This is a genomic window from Leptolyngbya sp. FACHB-541, assembly GCF_014695875.1.
Lineage (GTDB): Bacteria > Cyanobacteriota > Cyanobacteriia > Elainellales > Elainellaceae > JAAUTN01.
This window is the reverse complement of sequence record NZ_JACJPC010000096.1, coordinates 1-14,062: the sequence shown is the minus strand read 5'-3', so window position 1 is coordinate 14,062 and position 14,062 is coordinate 1. Positions and strand designations below refer to the sequence as shown.

Here is a 14,062-nt window from a genome sequence, read left to right as displayed (position 1 = left end):
ATACGCGGATCTACCAGGGGAAATATTGTACGGACAAATAAATACCATTGTCCTGCAAAGAATCACCTTCAGAGTCAACGCCAATCAGCGGTAAGCCATAGTCTACTCGCAGATTTAGCCCGCGTAATGCTTCCCAGCGTAAGCCTAAGCCTGCTCCAACCAAGAAATCGGGGTCAGGGTCGGGGAGGTCGCTGTTCCAAGCATGACCTGCTTCTAGGAAAGGAATTAACTCTAGACGATTGGAGCGATTTAACGGCAGGCGCAGTTCTACTGAAGTCCAGATGGCGTTGTCTGCCACGAGCTGGTTTTGAGCATAGCCCCGAATGGTGTCTTGTCCGCCCAATCCAATTTTCTCTAATGAGAGAAGTGAGTCGGGCGTGAGTTGGGCATTGAGCCGAGCAACCAGGAGCGATCGCCCTTCAATTTGCCGCACCCACTGAAACTGCCCCAGCCACTTAAAAAACTCTGCATCGGTGCCAGTATCGTTAATCGTGGCATCCAATGCATCCAGCCCAATGCTGAACTGAGAACGAGCCGCCAACACCTGAGTTCTGCCCCGGTTCACCCAATCCTGGGAAAACCGCAGCACTGTGACTCTAGACTCACCTTCATCGGCTCCAGCCGAAAACGAAAAAGGAATGTCATCTAAAATGTAAGTTTGGCTGCGGCGCAGGTCAAGCGCCAATCCCAGCGCAAACTCCTCTGTAACGCTACGAGAAAGGGGCTGACGAAATTCTAATGACCAGCTTTCTGCCTCGCTGCGAATGCCTAAGTCTTCAACTGCATCTTCAATGATGCGGCTGTCATTGCTGTTATAGCGCAACGTGAGCGAGCCATCACGAGGGTTTACAGGTAGGGAGTAGCTGATGTCATACAAATCTAAACCACTGGTGCGTCCGTATTGAGCAGAGAGGCGATCGCCAATTCCCATCACATTTGTATAGCTAGCTGCAACCGTGAGTTGAGCAGAACCGATGCTGGTCGGCTGGTAGTTGTTGGTGCCAAGGCTGGCGGTCAGTGGCGGAGCTTCTTGCAAATCAACCTGAAGAATGCTGAGTCCAGGGGCACTGCCTGCGGTTAGTTCAGCATTCACCTGACGCAAAAGCGGATCAACCTGAAGCAGTTGCAGAGCGCGTTCCAGGTTTTGTTGGTTGAGCGGTCTACGTCCTGCCAAAGTGAGTCGCGATCGCACATAACTTGAGTTAAGCTGCTCTAGTCCCTCTACATTAACCGCTTCTAGCTCACCTTCTACCACCTGAATTTGCACCACACCATCCGAAAGATCTTGATTGTTGGGTAAGAATGCGCCAGAAGTAATGTATCCCTGGCTGGTATAGAGCGCCGTAATTGCAGACCGTAGGGCAATCAACTGATCAAAGGAAACCTCGCGTCCCAACAAAGGTTGAATTAACTGATCAATCTCCTGCTCAAAAATGCTGTTGCCTCGCACTTCAATAGAATTCACTCGAATCTGTACTGGAGCTAAGTTGGGTACCCCTGGTGCCTCCACGGTGGACGGTTCCAGAATTGGGGAAGGGAGCGAGGTTGGAGGCTCTAAGGGCAGTAGTTCTTCACTGGGCGATCGCGGCGTAATTTGGTCAATGGTGTTTGGAATATCAGATTCAGCCGGGTCAGGGAGGTCATCAGGAAGATTCACAGGCGGGGTCTGGGCGGTCGCTCCCAAAGTCATACTCACAGTTAGAGTTAAATAGAGGGCGATCGCCTCCAAAACACCAGAACCTCTCTGCCTCAATGCTTCAATCCACACAGCCCAACAATAAGAACTCAACGAACCCACCATCCTATCACTTCTTATCCCTCACCCTTCCTCCGTGATCATTTCTCTACTCACACTCCCGACTCAACACCACTCGCCCATCTGCAAGCTGGTAGAGATTTTGGGGTTCTACAACGGGATTGCCGGGCTGCCGACTCTCATCAGAAGTCTCTTGAGGGATTGAACGAACCTCCCCTGTCGGATAAGAGGGCACGACCGTATCACCCGGACGCTGAGGTAGTCCGCCCGTCCCAGTCACCAAAAACGTGCCGTTCTCCTGGCTACGGACGATGCAGCTATTTGCAAGTAGCTGATTGACATTCACAGAGGTGTCAGGCAAATCAGCCAGACTGTTTTGCACTGTGGTAGTGTCAGTGGTGACAATCTGCCCTGACTCCAGTGCGCCTGCCGCATTCACGTCAACTTGGTCATTCCGATCAAAGTCTTCCGCACTGCCAGGAGGATTGGTTTCACTAAAGAAAGTACTCAACGTGATATCGCCACCCCGTGCTTCACTGGAGCGACTAATAATATCACTGTCATCAAAGGCAATCACCCCAGTTCCACCGATGGCGATGTTGCCACCATCGCCGCTGCTGTTGGTAGTAATATCGCTGTCTGCTTCTAAAGTGACAATACCTCGATCCGCCAGTCGGACTTCGCCGTTGTTTTCTCTAATTGCGTTGATTAGAATGTCTCCACCCGAGGAGTTGAGCGCACTGGTGACAATATCACCGTTGTTTAGACGAAGGCGATCGCCCGTTGTGATAAAGATATTTCCAGCAAATCCACTCCCGTCACTCCGAGCTGTAATGGTTGCCCCATCTGTAAGGGTTAGGTCGGTGCTATTTGCCGTAATTTGACCACCCCTACCCGTTGAGCCAGAACGAGTGTTCGCGAAAATGCCGCTATTGGCTCCTTCATTTGTGATGATGTCGTCAACTTGCTCAAACTGCCCTTCAGAGGTGGGAATAAACTGCTCAACTCGCTGCTGGCGATCGCCAAAATTAGCATCAAATCCAGATAGCTGAATTGAATCGGTGATATTGAGCTGAATACCTCCGGCATTTCCACCACTGCGGGCAGAAGTGACAACCTGCGCTCCATCCGTTACCTCTAACCTGTTGGCATCAATGTAGATATCACCTCCGGGACTGGCATTAAAAGTACTGGCAACTATAATTGCCCCATCTGCAATCTGCAACTCACCAGTATCGATATAGATATCACCTGCCCTTCCCGAGGCTCCTCTCTCGGTGAGAGAGGAGAAGCCGCTAGAGAAGCCGTTGTTGCTGGTTCCGGTCAGTGTAATCGATTCAAATGCATGTATGCGAAGCGTTCCACCACTTCCCTGTCCGGCAGGAATGACATTTCCCTGGCTATTCCGCTGCTGTCGATTTACGAAGGCGCTAATCTGAGAGCCATCTGTTAGGGTAATGGAGCGAGATTCAACTTCAATATCTCCGCCATCTCCAATTCCTCGACTTCCAACTGAACTGGTGATGGAGCTACCGAGGGAAAGCTGAATGTCATCAATGGTGACAAACAAATCCCCAGCATCTCCTCGCCCAAACGTGGCAGAACTAATAAATGCTTCATCCGTCATCACCAGTCGATTAGCGGTGATATCAATTTCACCTCCATCCCCAACCGCCGTTCCAGAAGAATCTACCGCAGAGCTAATTTGGTTTGGAACAATGATGTTGATATCGTCTGCGCTAGGTCCTTGACCTGTCAGGATAATGGTATCACCAATATCAAGCGTGATATTTCCGGCATTACCTTGGTTTTCAGTGTCAGCGAGGAGAGCAGAGCCATTCACCAGTTCTAGAGAGCCATCCGTTACGGTGAGAGCGATATCTCCTCCACTCCCAACACCACCTTCGCTCGATACTTCAGAAATAATGATGGAGTTGAGGAAATGGACGCGATCGCTTGCATAAATCGTGATCCCTCCTGCATTTCCACGACCGCTCGTAGAGCTAGAAAACTGTGCCCGGTTTGTGATGAACAGTGAACCAGCTGTAACCTCTATCGTGCCACCATCGCCTATAGCATTTTGTTCTACTGTGCTAAAGATGCCAGAAGGAAATATCCCCTCTCTCCTGCCATCAAACGTCATCCTTCCGCCACGAGCATCCACGTTAATGTTTCCAGCATCTCCTCGTCCATAAGTACTGGAGCCAATTTGCGCTCCATTCACCAGGGTGATGGAGTTGGCTGTAATTCCAATATTGCCTCCACTTCCCCGCCCGAATGTTTCAGAAGTGATTCGAGCTGCGTTGAAGGCAATGGAGCCAGTTTGCAACCTGATATTTCCTGCATCACCCAGTGTGCCAGCTCCAACTGAGGTAAACACACCACTGCTAAATCCATTACGGTCTACTCCTCGGGCAGCAAAAACATCCCTCGTGGTAATGGCAATATTACCCGTCCTGCCTTGCGCTCCGGGCGTGTTACTGGTTGAATCTTCTTCACGAAGAATAGATTGAATTTGGGAACCATTTAGCAGAGAAAGTGATTCGGCGTTAATGAAAATACTGCCACCGATGCCGACTGCTCCGGCTTCTACATTGCTGTCAATATAAGTTCCATTATTTAGAGTTAGCGGACCGTTTTCTACCGTGATGGTGATGTTTCCGGCCCTACGGGTTCGGAAGGCATTAGCGGCGGGATTGACCGAAGCAAAAATAATGCTTCTGTTCCCCAGAGAATCAGCTCCGTTTAGCAAAACACGGTCATTTGCTTGAATATCAATTCTGCCTGCATTACCCGTTCCATTCGTTGCCGTTGAGATTCGTGAACCACTAGACAAAATGACCTGATTGGTTGACTCAATTAAGATATTTCCAGCACTTCCACGACCGCTTGTTTCAGTCTCTAAGCGAGAAAGATTGGTTAACCGTAAAATATCAGTTGCCCTTATTCGCAGGTTTCCGGCATTACCTTGAGCGAAAATGTTGGTGGATGAAATGGAAGCCCTATCGTCTAACAAAACTCGCCTGGCTTGAATGTTGACATCACCACCATTACCTATACCTACAAATTCATCGTCAGAACCAACTACGCTTGTTATGTTGCTAGCAGCATTATTGGGTGCCCGTCCAGACAGGGAGACGGTATCTGCAATATCTACATTTACATCTCCGGCATCTCCTCGTCCAGCACTGAGAGACCCAATGATAGAACCGTTGATTAGGAAGAGATTTTGACCTGTCACTTGGATATTTCCGCTGCGGCCTGTTGCACCTAAAACACCACTAGCCACCCCGCTTCTGTTAGAGAAGGTAATATCTCCGGTTGCATGAATGGTGATGTCTCCTGCTTGAGCAGCCTCAAACCCTGGTGTAGGGGTTATTCCTGAAATAATATTGCTGTTGTTGGTGAGATTCAAATCATGAGCATTGACTACAAGCTCTCCATCCACCAGTAGTCCGATCGCAGAGCCATTCAACAGAGAAACATCTGCCCTAGCTGTATGGGTTGGAAAGTTCAGCCGAAAGATCCCATTATTAGAATTAATTCCAACGGTTCCCCGTCCGGCAATGCCCCCAAGCTCTAATCTGTTGCGTAAGGCAGCAATGTTGCTGTTGTTTAATACAATGTCTCCACCTAAAAAGATACCGCTGCGTCCAGGAATCAACAGATCCCGTGCAGTACTTTGAATCGGGGCTGCGGTTAGTTGATTGAAGAAAAATACCGATGGGTTAACCGTTAGGAGTTCAGAAGGCAATTCAGGGTTAGTCGCACTAAAGGAGCCGCGATCGCCAAACCCAATCGCATCGGCTGTCGTGCCAACAAATGAACCCTGTACATTCAAAATGGCGTTTGGCCCAAACAGGATACCGTTGGGGTTGATCAAAAACAGGTTAGCATCGTCAAAGTTGAGTACCGGATCAATTACGCCCACAGTGCCGAGCAGATCAGAAGGATCACTTCCCGTAATGCGGCTAAAGATGTTTTCTACCCCGTTAGGTGCTTCAAAGTAAACACCCCGATCTTCTCCCACATTGAATTCTTCAAAACTATGAAATAAGTTGGTGCCATCGGCAGGACGCGCCCCACCCTGAATGATATCGATCTCAGCGCTGACGGGAGTAACGATGGTGTTGGTGGTGCGATCGCCAGCAGTATCGGGCGTGAGTTCTAGCTGAGCCTCAGCAGAGAGTGGAATGAATGCACCACTCATGATCAGGGTTCCCAGGCTCAACCGCGCCATACAGAGGTTGACCTGTAGTTTACTCACTTGCCACATCTGCAATGTCTCCTAACGTACCGAGAAAGATTTGTAAAAGCGAATTGAAGGTTGCCTGAAGCCAAGATATTCTGACAGTTAATTTCACACAAATTCATTTCTTGTGGGAGTCTTTGAGGTATTTTTTAATACTGGGTTAATAAGTAAGTGAGTGTTGAGCATTAGTCATATTTTTAGGGTTGGATGAATGCGTAGGCTGTTGTTTGTAGGGTTGTTTTGTCTGAGTCTGGTTTTCAGCGTGCTGACCAGCCATCTTGCAGCAGTAGCCAGGGAACCTGCGGTTGATGTAACGGCTCAGGTACAACAAGGCGTGGAGCTTTATCAGCAGGGTGACTTTCAGGGCGCGATCGCCCCCTGGGAGGCAGCTTTAGACTATTACGAACAGCACCCAAACTTAGCCGACGAAGCAACCGTGCTGGAGAATTTAGCCCGCACTCACCAGGCGTTGGGGCAAGCAACGGAGGCGATCGCTCTCTGGCAGAATGTGATCGACCATTACGGTCAGCTTCAGTCCAGCCCGTCGGCTCAGCGATCCGAATATGTGTGGCAGTTGGGGCGATCGCTCACCGAGCAGGCGCAGATCTATAACCGCATTGGGCAGTCGCGCAAAGCAGTCACGCTGTTATGTGGCAGTTTTGATGGACAGAGTAGCTGTGTAGGGGGAAGTGCGCTGGCGATCGCTCAAACTTCAGCGGACCCGTTAGGCGAAACGGCAGCGCTGGGCAGTTTGGGGCAGGCACACCGACTCATGGGAGACTATGATCTCGCCAGGGAATATCTTGATGCGGCTTTAGCCATTGCTCAGCAGGCAAATAATCCGCTGCTGGAAGCTTCACTTCATGCGGATCTGGGGGCAACGGCTGCAAGTCAGGCGGTGGTGCGCTATCGCCAGTATGTTTCAGCAGAGTTGCTGGGCGATAGGGACAGAGCTTTAGATTTGAGGAATGAGGGACAAACCTTTGACCAGATGGCTTTACAGCAGTTTCAGCAAAGTTTGTCTCGCCCAACCCTACCGTCAAATCAACTGCGGGTGCTGCTGGCGGCAATTCCAGCCTACGATCGCACCGGATCGACGACCGCTGCCCAACAGTCTCGCCAGCAGGCAGAAGCTTTGCTCAACCAGCTTCCTGATATGCAGGAGAAAGCACTGGCGGCAATTGATCTGGCGCTGTTACAGGTACCCGCAACGGTGGATCAGCCACGACCTAGCAACCAGTGCGCTGCTGAGGACGCGATCGCCCCCACCGAGGCACTGCTACAGCAAGCGATTCAAATTGCTGAACAAATTGGCGATCGGCGATCGCAGTCCTTTGCATTAGGCGCTTTGGGACGGCTCTATGAATGCCAGGGGCGTGTAGCTGAAGCGCTCAGGCAAACCCAACAGGCACGGGCAGCAGCCGAATATGATTTTGACAGTCGTTATCTGTGGGAATGGCAGGCAGGGCGCATTCTGCAAGCTCAAAACCAGACTGACGCTGCAATTCAGGCATACGAGCAGTCGGTTACAACAATAGAAACAATTCGAGATGACATTCTGATTGCCAGTCGAGACGTGCAGTTTGACTTTCGCGATGCGATCGAGCCAATTTACCGCCAACTGATGAGCCTGCGGCTCAAGCAAAGCCCACCCTCGACCCTGTTTCCTGCTTTGCCCGAGGATCAGCCTAACGATCTGAGTCGTGTTCTGACCACGCTCGACTCACTCAAACTGGCAGAACTGCAAAATTACTTTGGCAATGATTGTGTATTGATAGCCCGTAACCTGGACTTGACGGAGCCAGAAAAACTGTTGACCCGGGGCGATCGCGCTGCCCTACTGAGTACAGTAATTCTGGATGACCAAACCGCTATCATCTTGACGCTACCGGATGGTCGCCGCCAGTACGAATGGATTCCGCTCTCTCGCTCAGCAATCACTACAGCCGTCAATGACTACCGCTTGGGGTTAGAAACTGCCTTTCGTCGCTATAACTTAGAGCCAGCCCAAAGACTCTATGAGCAGTTGATTCGCCCGTTTGAAGCAACCCTGGCAACTGCCCAGGTTGAAACACTGGTGTTTGTGCAAGATGACATTTTACGCAGTGTCCCAATGGCTGCTCTGCACGATGGGGAAAAGTTTTTGATCCAACGGTATGCGATCGCCTACACTCCCAGCCTGCAACTCACCGACCTGAACCCGCTCGATCGAGAAAACCTGCGAGCATTAGCTGCCGGACTTACGATGGAAACTCCTACAAATAGCGAAGCTGGCTTCTACGCTGCCCTGAGCAATGTAGATCAGGAAATTTCCGCAATCAAAGCAGAGTTACCCGAAAGCGTCACCCTAACCAATTCAGACTTTCGCCTGGAGCGGATTGAGGAGAACCTGACTTCGGCAGAGTTTCCAATTCTACATATCGCCACTCATGGTGAGTTTGGCACCGAGTCAGAAGATACCTTCTTGGTAACGGGTGATGTGCCCGATAATAAACTCACCTTGACCAGTCTAGATCGACTGCTGAGACAAGTAGAAAGCGATCGCCCCGTTGAGCTATTAGTACTAACCGCTTGCACCACTGCCGTAGGAGACAACCGCGCTGCGCTGGGACTAGCGGGAGCCGCAGCCCAAGCAGGCGTTCGTAGTGTGTTAGCTTCCCTCTGGTTTGTGAATGACCAGGCAACCGCCGACCTGGTCGAAACCTTTTACGCCAACCTGAAAATTCCGCAGTCCAGCAAAGCAGAGGCACTCCAACAAGCGCAAATTAGGCTCATTGAAACAGGAGAAGAATTCTTTCATCCTGCTTACTGGGCACCCTTTGTATTGATTGGCAGTTGGCTCTAGCATTAAATATTTGCGGCAGAACTCATCCCTCTAGTTCAACCTATCTACGACTGTAATACTCCAAAGCAGCTTGAGAATAACAGGTTTCTAACTTGGCAGTATTGTGCTTTAAATTAAACTGTTGCTCTACTCGATTACGAGCGGCGATCGCAAATTGGTTGTGCAACTCTCGGTTCTGCAACAAAATCAGGATATTTTGTGTCAAAGTTTGCCAATCTTTTTCAGCAGATAAAAATCCTGTTTCCGCATGGGCGATCGCTTCTGGAATGCCTGCATGAAATGAGCTAACAACCGGTAACTGCATCGCCATCGCTTCTAAAACAACAATTGGCAATCCCTCAGATTCTCCAGTCTCTGTGGTCAAACTGGGAGCACACAGCACCGACGCTCGATTCATCCACTCTCGCACTACTGTAGACGGTTGCACTCCCAAAAAACGATAGCGTTTCAACGTGTTTTTTGCTAACTCTTCTAACCTGGGTTTTAAAGGTCCATTGCCAATCATGACCAACTCTACCTCAGGCATAACAGCTTGGACTTGACTCATCGCTTGAATCAAATACTGACAGCCTTTCTTTTCAACAAATCGTCCCACAAACAACACTACAGATTCTCGTTCGACCCTTGGGTTGGGAACAAATTGATCAATGTCAATGCCGATGTAATGAACTTGAATTTTGTCAGCTGGATATCCTTTAGCAATAAGCTGTGAGCGAATAAAATCAGAAACCGCAATGCCACAGTGAGCGTTTTGAAACAGGCGATCGCGCCTTCTTGCATACAGCTCGCGGAAAAATTTGCCGCGCTGTTTGAAAAAATTAGATGCGAATGTGAGATTAGGGCTAAGTTGGATATCCGCAGTTGCAAAGTAGCCATGAAATGTGACTATCAGCGGAATCTGCAGCCGTTGTGCAAGCGGTAAAGCGAATACTCCATCTAACCCAAAGTGAGCATGAATTAAGCGAGGAGAAAGTTCCTTTAAAGCATTCAACCAACCGGGATGAATGACCCCTGCTAGTTTAAAGGCTGTTTTCCATACTGCTGGAGATGACACGAAATCACTTAAAACAATACTCTTTTCAGCAGGAATTAATGCATCTGCTTGTGTCGTTCGGGTTGTTCCTACATAAACCCCTCGGTAGGTTGAGTAGTGCTCAACCTGCGCTGGAATAAAGGTTTCAGAATAAGGCAACAACTCATCGCGATAGACAACAACGGGAGTTGACATAGCTCATCCTTTAACTAGAGCGCTGGCTCAAATTCGTTGCACTTAGCGCTCCTACTTGTGAACATAAGTTCTGAAATGCAGCTAAAAAGCGAGCTTGATTGTGGGTTTGCTCAACCCATTCCCGTCCTGCCTTACCCAATTGAGTTCGTAGTTCTGTGTCTTTAAGCAGTCGGTTTAAGCCGTCAATAAAGGCTGACAACCCTTCCATGCCTGAGCCATCCCAACGTCCTGTATAAATCCCAAAACGGGATACAACAGTCTCAGGATCTTGACAGCTTAAAATCGGGGTTTCGCATATCAGGGCTTCCAAAAAACTTACTGCCAATCCTTCATGGATGGAGGTATTAATCAAAGCCCAAGCTGACGAAAGAAGTTTGTTTTTTTCATCGCCATCCACATGTCCCATAAACTTAATGTTGCTTGGTAGGTTCTCTGCTTCCCAAGCCCCTCGTCCTTTGAAATGTGCTTTTCCTAAAAATATAAACTCTACTTCTGGGAAGTGATGAGCAAGCTCTGTAAATATCCACGGGCGTTTATAAGGATCAAGCCGAGCTAGGAAAACAACAGTCGGGCGATCGCTCTTCTCGATCTGTCCAGGATCAAGGTCAATAATGTTTGGTAGAAAGTGAACTTTAGATGGCTTTACGCCATAGGTTCCAGGGACTTTGGCATCTAGGAAAGAAGCGGTAGTAGCAAATCTCACTGGGCGATTAAACCATTTAGAACCTTGCACAACTTGAGCTAACGATGTGCAATCGATAGGATCAATTCCTTTAGGGCGAATATCCTCTGCACCTGGAATTTTCAAGGTATTAATTTTATCAACATCTTCTGGAGGTCTGGGATCACGGACCCAGACCAAGATAGGAGTAAGTGGTAGTGCCCAGAAAATAGAGCGATAACTCGGTCGGTAGTCGATCGCCAATAGGCAATCAAACTGTTCAGCCCATAGCCGTTGACAATATGCAAGACGGTTTCGTTGTCGCAATATTAATCGGCTACCATGAATCAACCGTTCTGGTTGCCCAGGTGTTTCGTACAACTCGCCTGCTAGGAATACGACTTCAACTCCAAGTTCAGGATTTGTATTAAAGCAGGTAGAAACTTGACGGGTTGCCCAACCAAATCCACCCATTCTGCTAGTTGACAGATCAAAGAATTCGTTAGCAACAACTCCTAATTTAAATTTCTTTTTTCGCTTACTCTGAAAAGAAATAGAATTTATATTAGGAATGGTTTGGTGTTGAATCTGTGACGTCATAACGAATGAATTCCTTTCCCTAAAAAATACTTTTTACAGGCATGGAATGGGCTAATAAAGCTGCTCAGAAATAGTTCCATTTCACAAGCTAAAACTATGTCTGTGATTAGCTGTCTACGATATTTGGCAACGTGTAAAACAACCTTTAACAAGTCATTCGTCATGTATAGCGGCAATATTAGGGGTCGCTGCCAAAAACTCCATCCCAACATACGGGTGTAATAGCGACTGAAGCCAATTCCTCGAAAGAATTGGATCAAATAATCCTTTTCAAAACGATGCTTAGGAATTTGGTGATAAATGTGCATTTCTGGGTTAAACCAAACCTCCCAACCTGCTCTACTGAGATAAAGTAATGCTTCAATATCTTCTCCTTTAGCAGACAGAGAATTTCCCACTGGTCCTTTCAAACTTAAATTTTCAGGAACGTTTTCGAGCCAGGCTGTCTTCCGAATAACTAACCCTGCTCCTGGAGGTAAAACTTTTTTATTAGGATATTTTGAAGTAAAACAAATGACTTCTCGCCGTTCAATAACTGGGAAAAAATGAGCAATCCGTCCAAAGTTATCAGGTGGTTCAACTTCAAAACTTCCATGAATCTGCCCTCCATATGCTCCTGCCTTAGGATACGATTGGGCAAATGTATAAGCATTCTTAACCCAGTCTAAAGCAGGAACATTATCATCATCTAGAAAGCCAATTAATTCCCCTTGAGCCTCTTGAATGCCTCGTCTCCGTGCAAATGAAGCACCTTGTTTAAGTTCAACAACATATCTCAACGGACATGATGAAGTCCAATTAGCTTGATAATCTTGAACAGTTTTAGCAGTATGATCCGTGCTATTATTATCTACTACTATGACTTCCCATTGAATACCTTCAGTTCCGATTTGCGATCGCAATCGATCTAAAATTAGAGACAGTAAATCCGCTCGATTGTACGTTCTAATTGCAACAGTAAAGTCAACCATTTATCCCCTCGTAGATTTACAGCAAGAACCCTTGAGCGAAACTGTTGATTAAATGTGAAATAATCAACAGCTTGCTCACTCTGCTAAGCTCTATTGGATGGTTTATAAATCGAAGATGGCTATTATTACAGGGGATATTGTCCTCAACAGGAATTAAAAGAATTTACTGCGCCAGTTGTAGTTGAAGACTTTGAAAGATATCACTGTTGTAACCTAAAACAGGTTTATCATCTATTCTAAAGCTAGAATTCGTTGAAATTTATGATTCTTTTATGGAAGTTTACTGAAACTTTATCTTATTCAAACTAGAACGCCTCAAATTGTATCGTTTCTTACAGTCTAAACTGTAGAAACATTAGGCGCGTTGTGAGACTAATAATGAGTTTGTAAGTTATTCAACAGTGTAAGAATTCGGCAGATTGAAGTCATCTCAAACAAGCTGTGAGAGGAGCATCTCAACGGAATGCACCTCTCACAATCTACTCATTTCAGTATTGATTTAGACCTGCTATAGATTGTTCATGATGCATAGAAGCATTCGCAATAGAAACACTTGAAGTAAGGCAATTTAATACCGCTCTGTATCAATCATGCTGCGGAGATTCTGGGCACGGTGAGCGTTAGTACTTTCTTCCATCTGAGCTAGATCTTGTAGTAGCTCTAGACGTAGCGATCGCCCCTGTTCCCCGTTCGGATCGCTCAGCGTCAGTGCCAGCGCATCATACCAAAAGCCTGCTGCAACCATCTGGTTTACATGAATAGCAGAGTCATTAGAAGTAGCTGTCGTGACTGGTGACACAGCAACAACAAACTGGGCTTCGTCGATTACTGAGAGAGAGGGACGATTGGGGTTGCAAATTAAAATGACTCGCCAGCGATAGGTTTCACCCGTAGTTAACTCTGGCGCATCAGCAGGCAAGGTCCAACTCATGACGCCTGGCTGGCTGGTCATTTCCACATCATAAAGCGGTTCTGCTGCATCGCCCTGAAAGAGCTGAAACACCAGATCATAAGCCGTTTCCTCTGGCACAAACCAGGCTAGCGTTGGGCGAGACGTCGCAAAAGTTTGTTCTACGTTAGATGGCGCAAGTGCTAGCAGTGGTAGACCAGACTGCCTGCTGCATTGTCCTCTCACACCGCCTGTCGTGCCACCCGAAGAAGTCCGATTGACGGGTGGGGGTGGGGTGTACCCACGTGGTGGAGTTTGAGCAATTGAGGTGCCCCAGGTAACGGAGGGTGACGAGCTAATACGGGCAGTAGATGGGTGAGCGAGAGTAGCTGGAGCGATCGTCAGCCCAATTCCTACTGCAATAACGGTTGAGAGCAATGTCATTCCAAGTTTTGGGGACTGTGAATTTGGAGTTGTGAGGCGAGTCATAGAGTTATGTCCCTCCTGCATCCTGTTACTTTAACTACTACCTTACTAAAGAATTTTACTGCCGCCTATGAAGACTTCGGTAAGGTTAATGGTTAGAAAGGGTAAGGGCGATCGCTCAAATCTGTCTGCTTAGTTGCAGAAAACAGCAAGCTCTAATTGCCATAGCGGTCATCGCCATATTTAAGCGCTACATCGAGCAAGAGGTATTTCTACAGCACGCCCAACTTCTAGCTGAAAAGAGGGCTGTAGTCGAAACCACAGCCCTCCCTTTAGTTAAACAACAGTACCTGGACTATTCGGCTTAGCCTAAGAAGGTAAACACGTTACGGTTGTTGAGATAGCCTGAAGCGTTGTTGACAAATTGAGTCGAG

7 protein-coding genes are annotated in these 14,062 nt (G+C 47.8%); 1 reads left to right on the top strand and 6 read right to left on the bottom strand.

Annotated features, from left to right (window positions below; all coding sequences use genetic code 11):
* Positions 1-10: 10 nt before the first annotated feature.
* Together H6G00_RS19585 and H6G00_RS19580 are read right to left on the bottom strand one after the other, a co-directional pair.
* Positions 11-1,801 (bottom strand): ShlB/FhaC/HecB family hemolysin secretion/activation protein, encoded by a 1,791-nt coding sequence (locus H6G00_RS19585; RefSeq protein ID WP_190798028.1) that lies wholly within the window; start codon positions 1,799-1,801, stop codon positions 11-13.
* A gap of 43 nt (positions 1,802-1,844) precedes the next feature.
* Entirely contained in the window at positions 1,845-6,032 is a 4,188-nt protein-coding gene (locus tag H6G00_RS19580) for a filamentous hemagglutinin N-terminal domain-containing protein (protein ID WP_190798027.1), read from the bottom strand.
* Positions 6,033-6,219: 187 nt separating this feature from the next.
* On the opposite strand from H6G00_RS19580, the gene H6G00_RS19575 reads away from it, so the two are divergent.
* The gene (locus H6G00_RS19575; RefSeq protein WP_190798026.1) at positions 6,220-8,853 is read left to right on the top strand and encodes a CHAT domain-containing protein; all 2,634 of its coding nucleotides are present in this window, start codon (positions 6,220-6,222) and stop codon (positions 8,851-8,853) included.
* 40 nt (positions 8,854-8,893) lie between these two features.
* Here the strand turns inward: H6G00_RS19575 and H6G00_RS19570 are convergent, their stop codons facing one another.
* The 4 genes from H6G00_RS19570 to H6G00_RS19555 all read right to left on the bottom strand — a co-directional run bounded on the left by H6G00_RS19570 (position 8,894) and on the right by H6G00_RS19555 (position 13,691).
* Positions 8,894-10,081: a glycosyltransferase gene (locus H6G00_RS19570; RefSeq protein WP_190798025.1), complete on the bottom strand. Its 1,188-nt coding sequence runs from the start codon at positions 10,079-10,081 to the stop codon at positions 8,894-8,896.
* A gap of 10 nt (positions 10,082-10,091) precedes the next feature.
* Entirely contained in the window at positions 10,092-11,216 is a 1,125-nt protein-coding gene (locus tag H6G00_RS19565) for a glycosyltransferase family 4 protein (protein ID WP_242042382.1), read from the bottom strand.
* 122 nt (positions 11,217-11,338) lie between these two features.
* A complete protein-coding gene (gene hpsE / locus H6G00_RS19560) occupies positions 11,339-12,313 on the bottom strand; it encodes a hormogonium polysaccharide biosynthesis glycosyltransferase HpsE (RefSeq protein WP_190798023.1) in 975 nt (324 codons plus the stop codon).
* A gap of 568 nt (positions 12,314-12,881) precedes the next feature.
* Positions 12,882-13,691, bottom strand: a complete 810-nt coding sequence (locus H6G00_RS19555) for a DUF928 domain-containing protein (RefSeq protein ID WP_190798022.1) — start codon at positions 13,689-13,691, stop codon at positions 12,882-12,884.
* Positions 13,692-14,062 lie beyond the last annotated feature (371 nt).

Coding starts and splice junctions, on each gene's coding strand:
- H6G00_RS19585 (WP_190798028.1), bottom strand. CDS start 1,801: ATGGTGGGTTCGTTGAGTTCTTATTGTTGGGCTGTGTGGATTGAAGCA.
- H6G00_RS19580 (WP_190798027.1), bottom strand. CDS start 6,032: ATGTGGCAAGTGAGTAAACTACAGGTCAACCTCTGTATGGCGCGGTTG.
- H6G00_RS19575 (WP_190798026.1), top strand. CDS start 6,220: ATGCGTAGGCTGTTGTTTGTAGGGTTGTTTTGTCTGAGTCTGGTTTTC.
- H6G00_RS19570 (WP_190798025.1), bottom strand. CDS start 10,081: ATGTCAACTCCCGTTGTTGTCTATCGCGATGAGTTGTTGCCTTATTCT.
- H6G00_RS19565 (WP_242042382.1), bottom strand. CDS start 11,216: ATGGGTGGATTTGGTTGGGCAACCCGTCAAGTTTCTACCTGCTTTAAT.
- hpsE (WP_190798023.1), bottom strand. CDS start 12,313: ATGGTTGACTTTACTGTTGCAATTAGAACGTACAATCGAGCGGATTTA.
- H6G00_RS19555 (WP_190798022.1), bottom strand. CDS start 13,691: ATGACTCGCCTCACAACTCCAAATTCACAGTCCCCAAAACTTGGAATG.